The sequence below is a fragment of the Paenibacillus sp. Y951 genome (assembly GCF_056786395.1).
This window is the reverse complement of sequence record NZ_JBXCIY010000005.1, coordinates 157029-177159: the sequence shown is the minus strand read 5'-3', so window position 1 is coordinate 177159 and position 20131 is coordinate 157029. Positions and strand designations below refer to the sequence as shown.

The 20131-nt window shown below is 40.0% G+C and carries 20 protein-coding genes; 14 read left to right on the top strand and 6 right to left on the bottom strand.

Translation table 11 applies throughout. The features are described from left to right. The first annotated feature begins 21 nt into the window (after positions 1-21). The 8 genes from AC1TPB_RS09320 (at position 22) to ppk1 (ending at position 7930) form a co-directional block, all read left to right on the top strand. Positions 22-510 (top strand): phosphatidylglycerophosphatase A family protein, encoded by a 489-nt coding sequence (locus AC1TPB_RS09320; protein ID WP_482076223.1) that lies wholly within the window; start codon positions 22-24, stop codon positions 508-510. A gap of 98 nt (positions 511-608) precedes the next feature. Beyond that, positions 609-797, top strand: a complete 189-nt coding sequence (locus AC1TPB_RS09315; RefSeq protein ID WP_482076222.1) for a glutamate decarboxylase — start codon at positions 609-611, stop codon at positions 795-797. A gap of 38 nt (positions 798-835) precedes the next feature. After that, entirely contained in the window at positions 836-1702 is an 867-nt protein-coding gene (gene accD, locus AC1TPB_RS09310) for an acetyl-CoA carboxylase, carboxyltransferase subunit beta (RefSeq protein ID WP_482076221.1), read from the top strand. Next, the gene (locus AC1TPB_RS09305) at positions 1692-2675 is read left to right on the top strand and encodes an acetyl-CoA carboxylase carboxyltransferase subunit alpha (protein ID WP_482076364.1); all 984 of its coding nucleotides are present in this window, start codon (positions 1692-1694) and stop codon (positions 2673-2675) included. Before accD ends, AC1TPB_RS09305 begins: the two co-directional genes overlap by 11 nt. A gap of 188 nt (positions 2676-2863) precedes the next feature. Further along, on the top strand, positions 2864-4618 hold the full coding sequence (pyk, locus tag AC1TPB_RS09300; protein WP_482076220.1) for a pyruvate kinase: 1755 nt from the start codon (positions 2864-2866) through the stop codon (positions 4616-4618). A 200-nt stretch (positions 4619-4818) separates the two neighbouring features. Then, positions 4819-5280, top strand: a complete 462-nt coding sequence (locus AC1TPB_RS09295; protein WP_482076219.1) for an acyl-CoA thioesterase — start codon at positions 4819-4821, stop codon at positions 5278-5280. A gap of 79 nt (positions 5281-5359) precedes the next feature. Continuing rightward, a complete protein-coding gene (locus tag AC1TPB_RS09290; RefSeq protein ID WP_482076218.1) occupies positions 5360-5752 on the top strand; it encodes an FxsA family protein in 393 nt (130 codons plus the stop codon). 117 nt (positions 5753-5869) lie between these two features. Beyond that, complete coding sequence (gene ppk1, locus AC1TPB_RS09285) at positions 5870-7930, top strand: polyphosphate kinase 1 (RefSeq protein WP_482076217.1); 2061 nt, start codon at positions 5870-5872, stop codon at positions 7928-7930. Here ppk1 and AC1TPB_RS09280 read toward each other — a convergent pair. Together AC1TPB_RS09280 and AC1TPB_RS09275 are read right to left on the bottom strand one after the other, a co-directional pair. Then, a complete protein-coding gene (locus tag AC1TPB_RS09280; RefSeq protein ID WP_482076216.1) occupies positions 7913-8179 on the bottom strand; it encodes a hypothetical protein in 267 nt (88 codons plus the stop codon). The genes ppk1 and AC1TPB_RS09280 overlap by 18 nt on opposite strands. A 122-nt stretch (positions 8180-8301) precedes the next feature. Continuing rightward, entirely contained in the window at positions 8302-9825 is a 1524-nt protein-coding gene (locus AC1TPB_RS09275; RefSeq protein ID WP_482076215.1) for a Ppx/GppA phosphatase family protein, read from the bottom strand. Positions 9826-10124: 299 nt separating this feature from the next. Here AC1TPB_RS09275 and citZ point away from each other — a divergent pair, with 299 nt between their 5' ends. After that, the gene (gene citZ / locus AC1TPB_RS09270) at positions 10125-11237 is read left to right on the top strand and encodes a citrate synthase (protein WP_482076214.1); all 1113 of its coding nucleotides are present in this window, start codon (positions 10125-10127) and stop codon (positions 11235-11237) included. Position 11238: 1 nt separating this feature from the next. Here citZ and AC1TPB_RS09265 read toward each other — a convergent pair whose 3' ends face one another. Then, a complete protein-coding gene (locus AC1TPB_RS09265) occupies positions 11239-11412 on the bottom strand; it encodes a hypothetical protein (protein WP_482076213.1) in 174 nt (57 codons plus the stop codon). Between the two features lie 89 nt (positions 11413-11501). Here AC1TPB_RS09265 and icd point away from each other — a divergent pair, with 89 nt between their 5' ends. Further along, positions 11502-12797 (top strand): NADP-dependent isocitrate dehydrogenase, encoded by a 1296-nt coding sequence (gene icd, locus AC1TPB_RS09260; RefSeq protein ID WP_482061553.1) that lies wholly within the window; start codon positions 11502-11504, stop codon positions 12795-12797. Between the two features lie 129 nt (positions 12798-12926). Here the strand turns inward: icd and AC1TPB_RS09255 are convergent, their stop codons facing one another. Further along, a complete protein-coding gene (locus tag AC1TPB_RS09255) occupies positions 12927-13070 on the bottom strand; it encodes a hypothetical protein (protein ID WP_482076212.1) in 144 nt (47 codons plus the stop codon). Between the two features lie 98 nt (positions 13071-13168). Between AC1TPB_RS09255 and mdh the strand changes: the two genes are divergently transcribed. The 3 genes from mdh (at position 13169) to AC1TPB_RS09240 (ending at position 17470) form a co-directional block, all read left to right on the top strand. Further along, positions 13169-14122, top strand: a complete 954-nt coding sequence (mdh, locus tag AC1TPB_RS09250) for a malate dehydrogenase (protein ID WP_482061552.1) — start codon at positions 13169-13171, stop codon at positions 14120-14122. Between the two features lie 132 nt (positions 14123-14254). Then, positions 14255-16396, top strand: a complete 2142-nt coding sequence (gene recQ / locus AC1TPB_RS09245; protein WP_482076211.1) for a DNA helicase RecQ — start codon at positions 14255-14257, stop codon at positions 16394-16396. 117 nt (positions 16397-16513) lie between these two features. Continuing rightward, positions 16514-17470 carry a sugar kinase gene (locus AC1TPB_RS09240; protein ID WP_482076210.1) on the top strand — a complete coding sequence of 319 codons (957 nt, stop codon included), beginning with the start codon at positions 16514-16516 and terminating at the stop codon, positions 17468-17470. Between the two features lie 99 nt (positions 17471-17569). Here AC1TPB_RS09240 and AC1TPB_RS09235 read toward each other — a convergent pair whose 3' ends face one another. Further along, positions 17570-17899: a hypothetical protein gene (locus AC1TPB_RS09235; protein WP_482076209.1), complete on the bottom strand. Its 330-nt coding sequence runs from the start codon at positions 17897-17899 to the stop codon at positions 17570-17572. 308 nt (positions 17900-18207) lie between these two features. Beyond that, positions 18208-18759, bottom strand: coding sequence for a copper amine oxidase N-terminal domain-containing protein (locus AC1TPB_RS09230; RefSeq protein WP_482076208.1), 552 nt, complete (start codon positions 18757-18759; stop codon positions 18208-18210). Positions 18760-19024: 265 nt separating this feature from the next. On the opposite strand from AC1TPB_RS09230, the gene fni reads away from it, so the two are divergent. Next, entirely contained in the window at positions 19025-20107 is a 1083-nt protein-coding gene (fni, locus tag AC1TPB_RS09225; protein ID WP_482076207.1) for a type 2 isopentenyl-diphosphate Delta-isomerase, read from the top strand. The last annotated feature ends 24 nt before the right edge of the window (positions 20108-20131 follow it).

Here is a 20131-nt window from a genome sequence, read left to right as displayed (position 1 = left end):
ATAATGTGAGGAGTGGATGTGATGATCCCAATTGAAAAATTACTTTTACAACGAGGCGTCAAGATTTCTGATATTGCTGAAATCGCATTTTTATTGCAGATAAAATATAACCCAGTTTTGACTATGGATGAATGTATTGTCAGTGTACGCGCAGTATTGTCGAAGCGGGAAGTTCAATATGCGCTTTATACAGGTATTGCTTTAGATGACCTGGCAGAGAGGAAGTTATTGCCGGAGCCGCTACAGTCCATTATGGAGAGAGATGAACCTCTGTTTGGTGTAGATGAAACACTTGCACTCGGCATTACTAATGTATACGGAATGATCGGTCTAACCAGTTTTGGTTACTTAGACAAAGTTAAGCCAGCGATTTTACAGCAGTTGAATAATAAAGCAAATGGTATCCATGTTTTTCTTGATGATCTCGTAGCTGGACTAGCAGCTGCAGCGTCTGCAAGAATTGCACATGGCGATGCCAAAGCGAATCAATATGATTTGCCCGATTGTTAGTAGTTATGTTATCATTGGTTCATTATACGGCCTTTGACGGGAATAGTAGATGTATAGTGGTATACACCTACTAACATGGAGTTGTAGGAGGTATTCCCATGTGGACGGTATTCTATATTGCGCCTACTGAGAGAGCAGCAGAAAACATTAAAGATAAACTTATACAAGAAGGATTTTTAGTTAAGATCCGTCCTGTCAATTTGTCCAAACAGCAATTTGAAATTCTTGTCCCATCAGGTGAAGTAGAAGAGATTCGTGAAGTTTTCGACACCATTATTCGCCCGTAGGATTCGTAGTTTCAATTGCGCCCAAAGAGGTGTGAAACGTGCAAATTAAAGATTTATTTTCGAAGAAAAAATATGCCACAATACCATCTGAACGTCCTAAACGTGAAGTCCCAGAAGGATTAATGAACAAATGTTCAAAATGTGGAAATATCCAGTACAGTAAAGAATTAGAAAAGAATCTGAAGGTATGTTCTACTTGTGGCTATCACGGTCGTTTAAATGCGAGAGAGCGTATTGCTATGACTTTAGATGAAGGTCTTCGTGTTGAATACGATGAAACGATGGAGTCTGTTGATCCATTGAATTTCCCAGGCTACAAGCTGAAGTTGGAGCAGCAAAAAGAAAAGTCTAACTTACATGATTCTGTTATTACTGGTGAAGGCACAATTGGTGGATTCCCTGTTATTGTCGCAGCGATGAGCTTTGACTTCTTTACAGGAAGTATGGGGTCAGTTGCGGGAGAAAAAATAACGAGAGCCATTGAAAGCGCACACTTGAAGAAGCTTCCGATGATTATATTCTCAACTTCAAGTGGTGCGAGAATGCAAGAAAGTATTCTTAGTTTGATGCAGATGGCCAAAACAAGTGCTGCACTAGCGAAATTTCAAGGTGACGGTGGCTTGTACATATCTGTATTTACAGATCCAACAACGGGCGGCGTATCAGCTAGCTTTGCAAGCCTTGGCGATTATAATTTAGCTGAGCCTGGTGCATTAATTGGATTTGCAGGACGTATTGTCATTGAACAAACGATTCGTCAAAAGTTACCAGATAACTTCCAAACTGCTGAATTCAATCTGCAACATGGTCAATTAGATAAAGTTGTTCATCGTAAAGATATGCGTTCGATGATCACTAAGTTGCTAGATATGCACTGTGTTAAGGAGGTTACTACTGGTGAGTGAGTTACCTTTTGAAAAACCATTAAATGATATGCGTAATAAAATTAAAGAGTTGAAAAGTTTGAGTGATGGAAAAGGCATTGATTTCTCGGAAGAGATTGCAAGGCTTGAGGATCGTTGTAAGGAGATTGAAGATACTATGTATCGTGAGCTAACAGCTGCGCAAAAAGTGCAGCTTGCTCGTCATCATCAGCGTCCTACTTCGCTTGATTTCATTCAAGCTATTTTCACTGACTTTATTGAATTGCATGGTGATCGTCTATTTGCTGATGATCTAGCGATTGTTGGTGGACTAGCCAAGTTCAATGGAATACCAGTAACGGTTGTTGGTCATCAACGTGGTAAGGATACACGTGACAACATTGCCAGATTTTTCGGAAGTCCTCACCCAGAAGGTTTCCGAAAAGCGCTTCGCTTCATGCAACAGGCTAACAAATTCAAACGCCCAATTATAACGTTTATCGATACAAAGGGTGCCTATCCTGGTAATACTGCCGAAGAGCGCGGTCAGTCCGAAGCTATTGCACGTAATCTAAGAGAGATGGCAAGCTTTGGTGTGCCAATTATTTGCGTCGTCATTGGTGAAGGCGGTAGCGGCGGTGCTCTAGCTCTTGGCGTAGGTAATCGGGTACTAATGTTAGAAAATGCAATTTATTCAGCTATTTCACCAAACGGTGCAGCATCTATTCTATGGAAAGATGCAACCCGAGCAGATGAAGCGGCAGAAGTAATGAAAATAACTGCAAAAGACTTATTAGAGCTTGAAATTATCGAGGATATTATTAGCGAACCGCAGGGCGGTGCACATCGCGATATGGACGAGCAAGTAGAGTATATAAAGTTGGCAATCGACAAGCATTTGACAGAGTTATTAGAGATGACTGCAGATGAGTTGATCGAAGATCGATATTTGAAATTCCGGAAAATTGGTTACTATACGATGGCTCAGCAAGAAGCTAGTCAAGCTATCGAATAACTACTGTTGCAACCAACCAATATATGTAAATTTCAATTGACATGGAAATTAGATGAAATACTAGATCGGAAGCCGAATTTTAAGATATTATGAAGATGTTAAAAAGTGTCATAATTTGTATTGGAATTATGACACTTTGGTGATACTATTAATAATGAATTTCAGGCAATATATCGGAGGAACCTATCATGCGTAAAACTAAAATCGTTTGTACCATTGGACCATCCAGCGAATCGTTGGAAAATACGAAGAAACTAATTAAAGCAGGAATGAATGTAGGACGTCTTAACTTCTCTCATGGAGATTTTGAGGAACACGGAAATCGTATTATTAACATTCGTGCTGCGAATAAGGAGCTTGGTACTTCAGTAGCAATTTTGTTAGATACTAAAGGTCCGGAAATTCGTCTAGGTAAGCTTAAGGAAGAACCTATCGAGCTTATACAAGGTGATGCAATTACATTAACAACAGAGGAAATATTAGGAGATATTAATCGTATTCCAGTAACATATGAAAATCTTCCTAATGATTTGTCTGTTGGTTCAACTGTTCTAATCGATGATGGTTTAATTGGCTTGAAGGTTGAAAGTATCGAAGGAACAGAAGTTCATTGCCGTATCATTAACAGTGGTCCTATTAAAGGGAAAAAAGGAGTTAACGTTCCAGGAGTGAAAATTTCACTTCCAGGTATTACTGAAAAAGATAGAAATGATATCATTTTCGGTGTTGAACAAGGCGTTGATTTCATTGCAGCTTCATTCGTGCGTAAAGCTAGTGATGTATTAGAAATTCGTGAATTACTAGAACAGCATAATGGAAGTCATATTCAAATCATTTCTAAAATCGAAAACCAAGAAGGCGTGGACAACCTAGATTCAATTCTAGAAGTATCTGACGGTCTAATGGTTGCTCGTGGCGATCTAGGAGTAGAAATTCCTGCTGAGGAAGTCCCACTAGTTCAAAAAATGATGATTAAAAAATGTAATGTAGCTGGTAAGCCAGTTATTACAGCAACGCAAATGCTTGATTCCATGCAACGTAATCCACGTCCAACTCGCGCTGAAGCAAGTGACGTAGCGAATGCGATTTTCGATGGAACAGATGCAATTATGCTTTCTGGTGAAACAGCTGCTGGTAAATACCCAACTGAATCTGTTGAGACAATGTCTCGTATTGCTGAGCGTGCTGAGCAAGCGCTTGAATATCGTGAGATTTTCATGAAACAAGCTAGCGCCCAACAAAAATCAGTAACAGAAGCAATTAGCCAAGCGGTAGCTAACTCAGCGCTTGATCTAAATGCAAAAGCGATTGTAACCTCTACACAAAGTGGTTTCACTGCTCGTGTAGTTTCTAAATATCGTCCAAAAGCTCTTATCATCGCGGTTACACCTGTAGAACAAGTGATGTGTGGACTAGCTCTAAATTGGGGGGTATTCCCTGTTAAAGGTATTGAAGCTGATACAACAGATGAAATGTTCGAAAACGCTGTTAAAGGCGCAATGAACACTGGTCTATTATCTGCTGGCGATACGATTGTTATTACGGCAGGTGTTCCTGTTGGACGAGCTGGTACAACTAATTTGATGAAAATTCATCATATTGGCGAACTATTAGCTACTGGACAAGGTATCGGTAGTCAAAATGTAACAGGTAAAATTGTAATCGCACGTACACCTGCTGAAGCTAATGCTAAAATGCAAAAAGGTGATGTGCTAGTAACAGTATCTACTGATAAAGATTTCATTCCTGCTTTTGAATTAGCTAGTGCAGTAATTACAGAGCAAGGCGGCATCACTAGCCATGCAGCTGTTTGCGGCATTAACTTAAGCACACCTGTTGTTCTAGGTGTTACAAATGCAACTGAAATTTTGAAAGATGGTATGGAAGTTACGATTTATTCTGAAACAGGATACATCTACTCCGGACAATCTAAAGTACTTTAATTCAATCAATAATTATAAAATTAAGAGCGATGGTGATTTTCACCGTCGCTTTTTGTCTATAAATAATTAGTAAGTATGCTGACGATGCTACTTTTCAATAGCAAAGAAGTAATACAAGTAGTTATTGAAAAGTTTGGTTAATGCTTACGATGCTACTTTTCAATTACAAGTAGTTATTGAAAAGTTTTGGAGGATGAAATATGAAGGATTTCTGGTACGCACATCCAATTAGAGTAAGATATCAAGAAACAGATCAAATGAGTGTAGTTTTTCATGGGAATTATGTAACCTGGTTCGAAATTGGACGTACTGAATGGATAAGAAGTATGGGGCAAGATTATCGTGATATCGAAGCCAAAGGTTTATTGTTGCCTGTGATTGATCTTGCTGTGAAATACGTCTCACCCGCGAAGTATGATGATATGGTCATCGTATGTACGCGCATGGAACAATGTACACCACTGCGAATAGCGTTTGAGTCACAGGTGCGTAAAGTTTCTCACGATAAATTCATCTCTGCCGAGTATACTAATGAAGCAGATCTACCAGGAGAATTGCTCGTTAATGGTGGTACGAAGCATGTATGGGTGAATACGAGCTTTCAACCTACTCGTATATCTAAAGTGATGCCCGAATTATATGAAGTGATAACCAATAATTAGGTTAATGCTTCCGAAGTACTTTTCATCTACTAGGAAGTAATGTAAGGAAGTTGATGAAAAGTTTAAGGAGGTGAGTCATATGAGAAAATGGATTTTAGGATTAATTATTTTGTTACCTATTATTGAAATTTGGGGAATATTACAAGTGGGAGATTGGATTGGTGGCTGGAATACATTTGTACTTCTATTATGTATGAGCCTGTTTGGCGCAGTTGCCACCCTGCTGGAAGGTAAGAAAGTGTGGTTGGAGGCACAACGTCAGATGAGCACGGGACAAATTCCAGGTCGCTCATTTATTAATGGAGTATGCATATTAGCAGGCGGGATTTTATTGCTTATCCCAGGTTTTTTAAGTGATATCGTTGGTTTGATTTTACTATTACCATTTACACGTCCAATTCTTGAGGGATTTATATTGAAATGGATAGAAAAAAATATGCGAAACGGTAAATTTACAATCAATCGGTTGTAAAGTTAACAATTACTTTACAATTGTTTGCATTAATTTTAATGATTCTGTCATATAGTTAAGCTATTGCAGTATTGCTGGGCCATCAGTATAGAACGTTACTGCATTGGGGGAAGACTCATGTCGAAGCAAATATCACCGTATCTTAACCGAGATCTAAGTTGGATTGAATTTAATCGTCGCGTGTTGCAAGAGGCGCAAAATTCAACCAATCCATTATTAGAGAGAGCGAAATTTCTAGCTATTGTAACATCTAATTTGGATGAGTTTATGAGTGTACGTGTTGCAGGGATTCAAGAACAGATTCGAGCAGGGTTAACGAAAATGGACTTTACAGGATATTCACCTGAAGGTTTATGGAAAAGATTGCAAAATCGAACAAAGGGCATCGTACTTGAGCAATATCGTACTTACCGTGATATTGTGAAATGCATGAATAAGGAAAGCATTTTCATTCGTAGCATGGCGGATTTGAATGGTACGCAACAGAAGTGGATAGAGGATTATTATTATAATATTGTGTTTCCTGTATTGACGCCAATGGCTGTAGATCAAAGTAGACCTTTCCCGCATGTTCATACGAAAGAGCTCTATCTTGCTGTATCTTTGCGACATGAACATGAAGGAAATCATGATGAACCTTTATTTGCGATCCTTCAAGTTCCGAGTATTTTACCGAGATTTATTAACATTCCAGGTCGTGGAAATAGTAAAAAACAAGAATTCATTTTACTAGAAGATGTATTGAAATCTTATATTCATACATTATTTAATGGGTACACACCATTTGCAGTAAGTACATTCCGCTTAACACGTAATGCGGATTTTACACTTGATGAAGAAGGCGCGGAGGATTTATTAGAGGAAATAGAGAAGGAGCTTCGTCGTCGGAAATGGGGAGTTCCAGTTCGTCTTGAAGTTGAGCGAGATATTGAACCATTTGCGCTAACGATGTTAAAGGATGAACTCGAAATCAATGATGGTCTGTTTATGATCGACGGACCGCTTGATCTAAGCTTTTTGATGAAATTCTCTGGCTCTGTTCCAGGTCATGATCAGCTTCGTAATGAGAGGTTTGAGCCACAGTACGCTCAAGAATTTGAAGATACAGAAGATATTATGAGTGTTATCGCTCATAGAGATGTGTTATTGTATCATCCCTATGAATCGTTTGAGCCGGTCAATGAGTTTGTATGGCAAGCGGCACGTGATCCTGAAGTGTTGGCGATTAAGATGACGATGTACCGTGTCAACGGGCAATCATCGCTTGTCAAAGCACTGGAGTATGCGGCAGCAGAGGGCAAACAAGTTACTGTGGTCGTCGAGTTAAAGGCGAGATTTGATGAGGAAAGAAATATTGCTTGGGCAAAGCAGCTAGAAAAAGCGGGCTGTCACGTTGTATATGGATTGGTCGGCTTAAAAATACATGTAAAAATATTGCTAGTCGTACGTCGAGAGCAACATGGATTGAAACGTTATATTCATGTTGGAACAGGTAATTACAATGAAGCTACCGCAAAAACATATACAGATATAGGGCTAATGACAAGTAATGATACGATTGGTGCAGATGCTTCAGCGCTCTTCAATGAGGTAACAGGGTATTCCGTGCCGCGTAACTGGGAGGCATTTGCCGTCGCACCTAACGGTTTGAAGCAAAAGCTAATTAAGTTAATTGATCGGGAAATAGAACATGCACATGCAGGCAAAGAGGCAAAAATCATTGCGAAAATGAACAGTTTATCGAACCAAGAAATGATCAATAAGCTATATGAAGCATCGATTGCAGGTGTGAACATTGAATTGATTATTCGCGGGGTTTGCTGCTTAAAGCCTGAGGTGCCAGGGCTAAGTGAAAATATTAAAGTAATTAGTATTGTTGATCGTTATCTTGAACATTCTCGCATTGTCTATTTCTATAATGATGGTGCCGAAGAGGTGTACTTATCAAGTGCTGATTGGATGACGAGAAACCTTGAAAAGCGGGTAGAGTTACTATGTCCAGTATTTGACAATGAGCTGAAAAACACACTAATCGTACTGCTTAAAATGAGTCTTAGCGATAATATAAAATCTAGACAGCTGAGAATGACTGGTCAATACGAAGTCGTTGAGCGAGAACATGAAGAACCGTTTCGGAGTCAGTATATTGCGCAGCAGGTGTCAAGATGGAAGGGCTGAGAGGATGTTCAAAACAGCGGACTTTGATAACGATGTGAAGCGTTGTAGCATAGTCGACGTCGAATATGAAACGAACTTGGAAAGTACGGTTCGCATGTACCCATAACGTACATTTGCGCTTCCGCCTTTCTCAAGTAACGTTCCATCTTCTCGGTTCTGAAAGCTCGTTGTTTTGAACTTCAATTGGAAGCTTCGAGCGATTGGCCGCTTGTGTACTCGTACCGTACACGTTGCTCGGTTTCGTTTCATTGCCTGTGATCACGAAAAAAGCTGTACGAGCTCACCGCATTGTAAGTGGTGAGCTCGTGCAGCTTTTTTTGTTAGGCGAGTGAGCGGACATACGGTCCGCTCGTTTCGCGGATCGGTTCGCATTAGAGCGGTGCAACTATTAATTCGGGCTCCACATTCCATTGCTTTTTGAAATCATGAACTAGATCTTTAACTTTAAGCTGTTCAATCGATAATTCAGATGTGTCGGTATTAGCTTGTATCATCATTTTATCTTCCGTTATTTCTAGAACTAAACGGTCAAAGCTTTGGGTTTCACTATGATCCAGTGCAGCGGCAAGCTGTAGCAGCATCCCTAATTTACAGATGAGCTCAAGATCCTCATTGTCAATGAGCTCGCTATAATCCTTCAGCTCGTTACGTGTTTTGTTTTTGCTTCGGTAAGATGCAATCGCTGCAACAAGTAATATTTCCTTATGGGATAATCCGTTCAGATGCGAATGGATGATAAGATAGAAGGTATGCTTGCTATAATCATAGTAGTCGATTGTAGCGCCGATGCGATAAAGCTTTGCAGCTGCATCAAGATATAAGGACCACTGTTCTAAAGTAGACGTATCATTGTGAAGCTGCTGCAATAACTGACCTGCTAATGTGCTAACAAGCTCAACATGAGCACGAGGGACAGCTGTATGTAAGGCGATTAGGTTTTGTACACTATATTGCAGTGGATGCTGTAATAGAGGCTGTTCATGGAAAAATAGTTTATGAAATAAGCCATCTCGTAAGCCGGCACCGCAAATAATATAGTGTGAACCTTGAATATATTGAAAAATTGTAGACAGTACAGCAATTCCTGGAACGATGACATCAGCTCTATCCTTACTTAATCCAGCTTCTTTTTTACGTTTGTCCTGTGGCAGTTGACGTAAATGTTGAAAGAGCTCTTCAACTTGCTGGGTTGGAATAGGATAGTTATGTGTTTTCGTGAATGGGTAATGTGCAGCTGCTTGATGAATTTTACATAATGAACGTGCAGTTCCACCAACTGCGATAAGTGGTAGCTCGGCATACTGTGAAATCCAGTGATGTTTATTCAACTCAGTTATAACATCTTGCTGCATAGATTGTAGCTGTTGATCACTTAATCCTTGCTGACTATCGTATTTTTTATTGAAGCTTACACAGCCGAACGAAAAGGAGAACGAGTGAACGATTTTTCGGTTAAGAAATAATGTGAGCTCGGAGGAGCCACCTCCAATATCAAGTAAAAAGCCGTCTTGGATAGTTAATGAATTGGCCATACCAAGGAAACCATATTCCGCTTCCTCTTCACCAGTAAGTATTCGAATTTGCAGTCCAGTAGCTTCATATATCCGCGCAATGATCGCTTGCTGATTGGTCGCATTACGAATAGCTGCTGTTGCGATTGGAACAAGTGAAACGAGCTTATGCTGTGAAGAGAGTAATGTGAATATTTGCAGTGTTTCAATGAGATCATTGATTCCAGCATCATTAAGCTCGCCTTGTTCGTTGACTTTACTGCTTAGTCGTGCGGAGCGCTTATTACCATCAACGACGCGGTGTGCACCATTGTCTGTCTTTTCGTATATTACAAGTCGAATAGAATTCGATCCGATATCGATAATACCATAACGTTGTGTCATAATTTTCCTCCTGCGTAACCATCATTATTACTTGCTCATAAGTTTATCACAATATGACGAAGCTTTTTATTTACTTTAATATAAATATTCACATTTCTTTAAGAATTAATACGAAGTATGATATAATGTACAAGCTATGAAAATACATACTGATTCAATATATCAATGATAGCGATAAAGCATTTTTATCCTCGTTATTGTTCACTTTTCTGACAAAATCCTATATCATTGAATTTAGTGGTTATAGGTTAGTCCGATTTTCTAGCACTCATTCATTCAATAATAAAGGAGAGGGAACGATGACAGCAACAAAAGGTCTTGAAGGTATTGTAGCAGCACAATCATCCATCAGTTCTATTATTGATGGAATTTTGACATACCGTGGAATTGATATCGATGATCTCGCTGAGCATGCATCATATGAAGAAGTTGCCTATTTACTTTGGTACGGTAAATTGCCAAATCGTGCAGAACTAGCAGATTTGCAACAAAGCCTAGATAAGTATGCAGCTATTCCAGCGGAAGTCATTGAAGGGATTAAGTTATATCCTAAAGATACAAATTCAATGGCGGCACTTCGTACAGCGGTTTCAAGTCTGGCGCTTTATGATACGTCAAGTAATGAAATGTCTCCATCAGCGAACATACTGAAAGCGATTAAATTACAAGCACAGCTACCTACAATTGTGGCCGCTTTTGCTCGTATTCGTGAAGGGAAAGAACCTATTGCTCCCAAGCAAGGTGTTTCTATCGCTCACAATTTCTTATATATGTTAACTGGTGAAGAGCCTGCAGACGTTGCCGTGAGAGCACTAGACCAAGCGCTAGTTCTTCATGCCGATCATGAATTGAATGCTTCTACCTTTGCTGCACGTGTAACTGTTGCGACTCTATCTGATTTATATTCTGGTGTTACTTCTGCTATTGGAGCTTTGAAAGGACCACTTCATGGTGGTGCCAACGAGGCTGTAATGGTTATGCTAGAGGAAATCGGCTCCAAACAAAATGTGAATGCTTATATTGAAAAAGCTCTAGCAAATAAAGTGAAAATTATGGGCTTTGGTCATCGTGTATACAAAAATGGTGATCCTCGTGCAAAACATTTACAAAAAATGTCTTATGAGCTTGGTAAACTTACAGGCAATATGGAACTTTATGAAATGTCAGTACAAATCGAGGAGCTTGTTACAGGTCAAAAAGGCTTAAAGCCGAATGTAGACTTCTATTCAGCTTCCGTCTATACAGCTTTACAAATTCCCCGTGATTTGTTCACGCCGATATTCGCAATTAGCCGTGTATCTGGTTGGAGTGCTCACATTCTTGAGCAGTACGAGAATAACCGTCTAATTCGTCCTCGTGCAGAGTATGTGGGACCAGTTAATGCCAAATATATCAGTATTGATCAAAGGTAATTCAAAAAGCGGACTTTGATAACGAAGTAACGCGTTGTAGGTTAGTCGACGTCGAATATGAAGCGAACTTGGAAAGTACGGTTCGCGTGTACCAATAACGTACACTTGCGCTTCCGTCTTTCTCAAGTAGCGCTCCATCTTCTCGGTTCTGAAAGTCCGCTTTTTGAATCCTCATTATAATGAGGTAATTCAAAACGGACTTCTGAACAGGCTCAAACAGCACTAAAATATAGATTTAACCAATTTTAAGGAGGATTTTATTACATGTCACTATTTGAAAAATTCGCTATGCCTACTGAGGGCGAGAAAATTACAATCGAAAACGGTACACTGCAAGTTCCTAATCAACCGATTATTCCTTTCATCGAAGGTGACGGAACTGGTCGTGACATTTGGGCAGCGTCCAAACGTGTACTTGATGCAGCTGTTGCAAAAGCATATAACGGCGACAAAAAAATCGCTTGGTACGAAGTATTTGCTGGTGAAAAAGCATTCAACGGTTATGGAGAATGGCTACCTGCTGATACACTAACTGCAATTCGCGAATACATCGTAGCGATCAAAGGACCTCTTACTACACCAATCGGTGGCGGTATCCGTTCATTGAACGTTGCACTTCGTCAAGAGCTTGACCTATACACTTGTATCCGCCCTGTTCGTTACTTTGATGGTGTTCCTTCACCAGTTAAACGCCCTGAGCTTGTAGATATGGTTATTTTCCGTGAAAATACAGAAGATATCTATGCAGGCATCGAGTACCAAGAAGGTTCGGCTGAAGTTAAGAAAGTAATCGAATTCCTACAAAAAGAAATGAATGTTAAAAATATTCGTTTCCCTGAAACTTCTGGTATCGGTATTAAGCCAGTATCTGCTGAAGGTTCAAAACGTCTTGTTCGCGCTGCGATTGAGTATGCAATTAAACATGACCGTAAAACAGTAACATTAGTTCATAAAGGTAATATCATGAAATTCACTGAGGGTGCTTTCAAAACTTGGGGCTATGAAGTAGCTGAGCAAGAATTTGCTGAGCAAACATTCACTTGGGATCAATATGATCGTATCAAAGCAGCTGAAGGCGTAGATGCGGCTAATGCTGCTCAATCAGCAGCTGAAGCGGCTGGTAAAATTATTGTTAAAGATGCGATTGCTGATATTGCACTTCAACAAGTTCTAACTCGTCCAACTGACTTTGATGTTATCGCAACGCTTAACTTGAATGGTGACTACCTATCCGATGCACTTGCTGCACAAGTTGGTGGTATCGGTATCGCTCCAGGAGCGAACATTAACTACTTGACAGGTCATGCAATTTTCGAAGCAACTCACGGTACTGCTCCGAAGTATGCGGATAAAGACGTAGTTAACCCAGGTTCTGTTATTCTTTCTGGCGTAATGCTGCTTGAGCACCTAGGCTGGCAGGAAGCTGCTGACCTTATCTACAAAGGTATGGAAACATCAATTAATAACAAAACAGTTACTTATGACTTTGCACGTCTAATGGAAGGCGCTACAGAAGTGAAGTGCTCTGAGTTCGCTAACCAAATCATTAGCAACCTCTAAAAGGTAGTTCAAAAAGCAGACTTTGATAACGATGAGTATGCGTTGTAGCTTAGTCAGCTTCGAATATGAAGCTAATTTTGGAAAGTGCGGTTCGCATGTACCAATAACGTACACTTGCGCTTCCACCTTTCAAAAATTTTCTCCATCTTCTCGGTTCTGAAAGCCCGCTTTTTGAACCTTTATTGGAATAGGTAGTTCAAAACTATAATACATTGCTTGAATAGCATTCAAACAAAGAGAGCCATATTGGCTCTCTTTGTTTACATAAATCATTACATATGAAAAACTAAGTGTATGCTTTCGATGAGATTTTTCAAATACACAGTAGTAACTCGTGAAGTATATAAAAAATTTTAGGAGGTTTAATGACAATGGCCATTACACGTAAAAAAATCTCGGTTGTTGGTGCTGGCTTTACAGGTGCTACTGCTGCATTAATGCTCGCTCAAAAAGAACTTGGAGATATCGTATTAGTTGATATTGCACCTCTTGAAAACCCTACAAAAGGCAAAGCGCTAGATATGCTTGAAGCGACTCCTGTTATGGGCGTGGATGCTAATATTACAGGCACTGCTAACTATGAAGATACGAAAGATTCGGATATCGTTATTATTACTGCCGGTATTGCTCGTAAGCCTGGGATGAGCCGTGATGATCTAGTTAACACCAATGCAGCTATTGTGAAGTCTGTATGTGAGAACATTAAAGCGACTAGCCCTAATGCTTACGTACTTATTTTAAGCAATCCTGTTGATGCAATGACCTACACTGCTTACCAAACACTTGGTTTCCCGAAAAATCGCGTAATTGGTCAATCTGGTGTGCTTGACACAGCTCGTTATTGCACATTTATCGCTCAGGAGCTTAATGTATCGGTTGAAGATGTTCGTGGCTTCGTGCTTGGCGGTCATGGTGACGATATGGTACCTCTTGTTCGTTATTCTAACGTTGCAGGTATTCCAATCGAGAAATTGATCCCTGCTGATCGTATCGCAGCCATTGTGCAACGCGCTCGTGTTGGTGGTGGCGAAATCGTTAACCTACTTGGTAACGGTAGTGCTTACTACGCACCTGCTGCTGCGCTTGTTCAAATGGCGGAAGCTATTTTGAAAGATAAGAAACGAATCATTCCAGTCATTGCTTACTTAGAAGGTGAGTATGGTTATAACGACTTATTCATCGGTGTTCCAGCTGTTCTTGGTGGCGACGGGATTGAGAAAATTATTGAACTTGAGCTTACTGCAGAAGAACAAGCTGCGCTAAATAAATCTGCCGACTCTGTAGCAGCTGTTATCGAGGTTGTGAAATCAGGTCTAGATATCTAATTACTGCAATGAATAAGGTCTTATCGATGGTATAGAAAACATAGAGAATGAATCTCTATCATTTCTACATCGGCAAGGCCTTTTATTGTGTTAATATAGATAAATAGCAATAAATATGAGGTGAACGAAAGAATGAATCAAGTACAAGCTGTTCTCAAAAAAGTTTATGGTTTTGATGAGTTTCGACCTGGACAAGAAGATATTTTACATAGCATATTGAATGGACAAGATACATTAGCTATTCTTCCAACAGGTGGCGGTAAGTCGATCTGTTACCAGATTCCAGCAATGATACTGCCTGGAACAACACTTGTCATTTCTCCTTTAATATCGTTGATGAAGGATCAAGTGGATGCGTTACACCGCCTTGGTGTAGCTGCTGCTTATTTGAATAGTTCTTTAAGTGCCGAGCAATATAGAAATACGTTGCGTAATGCATTTAACGGGGAGTATCAGTTATTATATATTGCGCCAGAGCGATTTGACGCACCGATGTTCCAACAATTAACGGAGCATCTAACGATACCACTTATCGCGATTGATGAAGCGCACTGTGTATCCCAGTGGGGTCATGATTTTAGACCGAGTTATCGTCAACTGGCATTAGCAATCTCAAGCATGAAGGATCGACCGATTGTAGCGGGCTTTACGGCAACAGCGACAACAGAAGTTGCTGAAGATATCGTTCAAATGCTGGCGTTACAAAATCCTGCGCAATATGTGACTGGCTTCGCTAGACCTAATCTATCGTTGTCGGTAGTAACAGGTGTGAATAAGTATAGCTTCTTGGGTGACTTCCTCAAAGAGCGTGAGCAGCAATCGGGTATTGTCTATACGGCAACCCGTAAAGAAGCTGAGGCTGTACATGAACGGCTCGTAGAGACTGGTTTTAGTGCTGAGCTATACCATGGCGGTTTGTCTGATCAAGCTCGGATGCAAGCGCAGGAGAAATACCGGTTTGATGATAGTAAAATTATCGTGGCTACGAACGCATTTGGGATGGGGATAGATAAACCGAATGTGCGCTATGTGTTGCACTGGCAGATGCCTGGCGATGTTGAGTCCTATTATCAAGAAGCAGGCAGAGCAGGACGTGACGGTGAAGAGAGTGAATGTATTTTACTGTTCGAAGCGAGTGATCTTCATATTCAACGCTTTTTGATTGAGCAAGGTATGGGGGATGAATCGCGAAAATCAGTACAAGCAGCCAAGCTCCATACGATGATGAACTACTGTCGTACCGATCAATGCTTGCAACAATATATTGTTGACTATTTCGGTGAAAGATCAGTTACTCCATGTGGTAAATGTAGTAGTTGTCTCGATACGAGTGAGAAGATTGATCGTTCATTAGATGCTAAAATGGCTTTGTCCTGTGTTGGAAGAATGAAAGGTCGCTTTGGTGTAACGATGGCTGCAAAAGTATTGAAAGGCTCGCAAGATAAACGATTACTCGCTTCAAGATTAGATCAATTAACTACGTATGGATTAATGCGTCATTATGCAGAGAAAGAAATTGCAGATTGGTTGAACTGGCTAGTTGCCGAGCAATACTTAGTGCTAAGTGACGGCCAATATCCTGTTGTTAATGTGACCGAGCGAGCATTATCTGTTCTAAATGGTACAGAAGAAGTGTGGCAACGTCGTAGAGGTAAAGTGAAGCAATTGTTAGCGAACTCGTCACAAGATGCCTCACCTATTTTTGCGAAGCTAAAAGCATGGCGTAAGGAGCAGGCGACGAAGGAGAACATTCCACCATTTATGATTTTCTCCGATGCAACATTACGCCTTATTGCCGAAGCACAGCCAATGAATATCGAACAGCTATTGGATGTAAAAGGTATAGGACAAGCTAAAGCTGCAAAATATGGTGAGGCTGTAATGGCGGAGTATGCTAAAGAAGGTGTAGAAGTAGTAGAGGAGCTTGACCTTGCTGAGCTAGCTTTGCAACATCAACGAGCAGCTCGTCAATCTTCAACGGAGTCGAGTCATCTAATTAGCTATGAGGATTATGTAGCAGGAAGTTCAATCGAACAAATTGCCACCGATCGTCAACTCTCACAGCAGACAGTTGAGAAGCATATATTACGTGCTGCTGAGGAAGGGCATCCATTGGAATGGGAGACATTGCTTTCAGCAGACGATGAATCTTTAATTATGACAGTTCTTCCTGATGTAGATGCAAGTTTATTGAGAAACATTAAGGAAGCGTTACCTGATCATCTTAGTTACTTCCAAATCCAAGTTGCATTGACGAAACGTAGTTTGCAGTAAAATATGGGAATATAGGGATATGAAAGCGTCGGTCATTTTGTTACACTATTCTTATATAATCACTGCAAAGTGATCCTAAAAATACTAAACAAAAGATTAGATTCGGGGGCAACGATTATGATTGGACGTAAACCACAGATTATTACATTTGGAGAGACGATGGCATTATTCACGCCGGACCAGAATCATTCAATTGAAAGAGCCGAGAAGTTACAGCAAGGCTTCGGTGGAGCTGAAAGTAATGTTGCCATCGGACTAGCTAGATTAGGTGTCGATGTTGGTTGGTTTAGTAAGTTGGGGGAAGATCCTTTTGCATCGCGTATCGTGAAAACAATTCGTGGTGAAGGTGTCGACGTATCCCATGTAACTTACACTGAACAAGCATCAACGGGTATGATGCTTCGCGAATTAGTATGTGGTAAAGTAGCAGTTCATTATTTCCGTAAACACTCGGCTGCAAGTACAATATCTATTGATGATCTGGATGAAGAATATATTCGTAGTGCACAAATTCTCCATGTTACAGGCATTACACCTGCACTTAGTGAGAGTTGTAAGCTAGCGGTATTCCGTGCGGTAGAAATAGCAAAACAAGCAGGAGTGAAGGTAAGTTTCGATCCTAATTTACGATTGAAACTGTGGACTATCGAAGCAGCAAGAGAAGTTATACTACCGTTAGCAGAGCAAGCAGATTACTTCTTGCCTGGTTGGGATGAGTTGAAGTTGTTATATAATACAACCGATGCTGCTGTGATTGATAAGAAACTACATGCTTTAAATGCAATTAGTATCGTAAAAGGTAAAGGCGATAGCAATGTTATTTATGAGAATGGGCACGAAGTCCATGTGCCATTCTATCCTGCTGAGCAGGTCGTTGATACGGTAGGAGCAGGAGACGCATTCTGTGCAGGTTTCTTGGCGGGTATAGCTAAAGGTCTATCGCCATTAGAAGCGGTTCGCATTGCAAGTGTCACTGGTTCAATTGTCGTTCAAACCCATGGAGATTGGGAAGCACTTCCGACTTGGAAAGATGTAGAGCGCCGTCTGTCAGCACAAGTATGGGTAGAAAGATAATAATTAGTAGTGGCGGATAGTAATGGATCGTAAATTAAGGAATAGATAAAAACCGGCACAATTCCGTATATTGGAATTGTGCCGGTTTGATTTGTACACTTAGCCGCGACTAGCATGTTCTTTCTCGATTTTTTCGAGCAATACATTATGGTCACTATGCTTAATAACTTGTATTAAACGGTCAAGCTGATTTACATTGAGCGGGGATAGACTTGCCCCATACTTCACAACAAGCAAATCAAATTTATCGATATTGTAATAGTCAGCATTCCAAGCAAGAACACGGTAAGCTGTTTCAATAACTGGAATTTTAGAAGATGGATCAGGTGGATGAGTTATGGAAAAAAAATGAATATCTGTATACTCATCTGATAGAAAGACAGATTCAGACGTCATACCATTTGGATCAGCACCGTAGTTTAGAAGCATATCAAGATGGGCTATATTAGCATCAGGATAACTTTTGATAGACGTTATAATATCGTATGAATTGGGTCTAAATCCATAATTGTGGAGCAATGACGCAAATTCTGGTGAAGCATTCTGCTCAAATTTATATAGTTTTCTAATTTCGTCTGTTTTGTAAATGTAGCGAGATACAGTTGATGTTGGACTTGAAAGACCAAAGTAAGTGAAAATGTCGTTAAATCGTCCTGAGTCTGCGGGATTAACAAGTTTATTTTCTAAAATATAGGCAACAACTTCTTTTGATTCTCGAGTAACTGCATAGGATAGTGCTAATTGGAAAATATTACATGTTCGACTGATTCATTTGCAAGTGAAGAATTGATTGCCAGTAGATTGGAATATGACATAAAGTCATCATCTATAATGGATTGGAAAACGCCAACCTTTGTTGCATAGATTATACGAACTGCATTTTCCTTCGCAACCCATTTTACGCTAGCTTGGAATGATTCAGAAATAAAGCGAATTGGTACATATGTATACCCATTAATAATAGTTGGCTGCTGATTAAGCTTCAATTTATCATTATTTATAAGGGCAATTGGATTATTAATTTGAAGCTCGATCGTAGTGTTATTATGTTTTTCTATAATCGTTTTTGTACTGGAATCATACTCGAAATTAACATTTAATGAATTGAAAATAGGACGAATGGGAACAAGGACAGAGTTATTCACCATAATGGGATTCACATCGTATTGTTGCTGCTTGTCATTAATGAAAACTTGAATGTTAGAACTGTTAGCGCTAGCGTATGCTGGCGAGGTGGCGCTTAAAGCAACTAATACAAGTACGGAAAGCATGAATTTACGTAGTAACAAAATATTTCCTCCAATCGGTTTAAACCTCTAGTGTGATTAGTTTTTGTGAAATATGACATCGTCCGATTATAACTAGAATTCCATTTCTTGTAAATTTATACTATTATATTCCTTGTTGTAGATTGGTTTGCAACTATTATATTCTCCTTCTAGCTACTGACTTTCAATCTTTAGTCTTTTCATATATAGTATAGTGTAGCTTGTATGTAATGATTGTGAAGAAAATAACAAGCTGATTAGACAACGTTAAAGGAGGCGAAATCCCATGGGGAATGACCATTCTAAGACATCGAAGAGAAAAGACGAGCATATATCGATTTGTCTACAAGAAGATGTTCAAGCAGAAGGAATTAGTACTGGACTGGAGCACTGGAGATTCAAACACAATCCGCTTCCTAATATAGATTTTCAAGACATTGATCTCTCTACAAAGATATTCAATAAGCAAGTCGCAACACCATTATTAATTAGTTCGATGACAGGCGGAACCGAACTAGCCTCGCGAATTAATCAACAGTTAGCAATTGCTGCACAGGAGCGAGGTTGGTCACTTGCACTAGGCTCGATGCGTGCGGCGATTGAGAATGAGGAACTTGCCTATAGCTTTCAAATGCGGAAATTTGCTCCGACGATTCCAATTATTGCGAATGTTGGTTTAGTTCAATTGAATTATGGAGTTACCAATGATCAATGTCTACGCCTTGTAGAACTTGCAGAGGCAGATGCACTAGTGTTTCATATGAACAGTATGCAAGAAGTGTTCCAGCCTGAAGGCGATACGAATTTCACGGATCTCTTACGGAAATTGGAGTCAGTAATTAAGCAAACAGAAATACCGATCGGTGTGAAAGAAGTAGGCTGGGGAATAGACGGAGAAACAGCTGTAGCACTGCGAAATATTGGTGTGCAATTTATTGATGTTGCTGGAGCGGGTGGTACATCTTGGAGTCAAGTTGAACGCTATCGCACATCATCGAAAATCCAATATGCCGCGGCAAGTAGCTTTGCTGACTGGGGCTTAAGTACAGTAGATAGTATTAGAGAAGTATCAGCCGCGGCAAGTCAATGCCTTATCATCGGGAGCGGTGGCTTACATACTGGAGTGGATGCTGCCAAGGCCATAGCTTTAGGTGCACATGTAGCAGGGTTTGGACGTACCTTGCTTGGGCATGCAGTACAATTAATCGACGATCATTCACTGTCGAAACAGCAATTTATGAGCCCAAAAGAGTTATCATTATTGCAACAGATGGAGAAGATTGAGTATGAATTAAAGGTGGCAATGTTTGGCATTGGTGCTGGAACCATATCACAATTAGAAAAGCATGATCGACTTATTCGTCAATAAGTCAGTCATGCTTTTTTGTGCTAA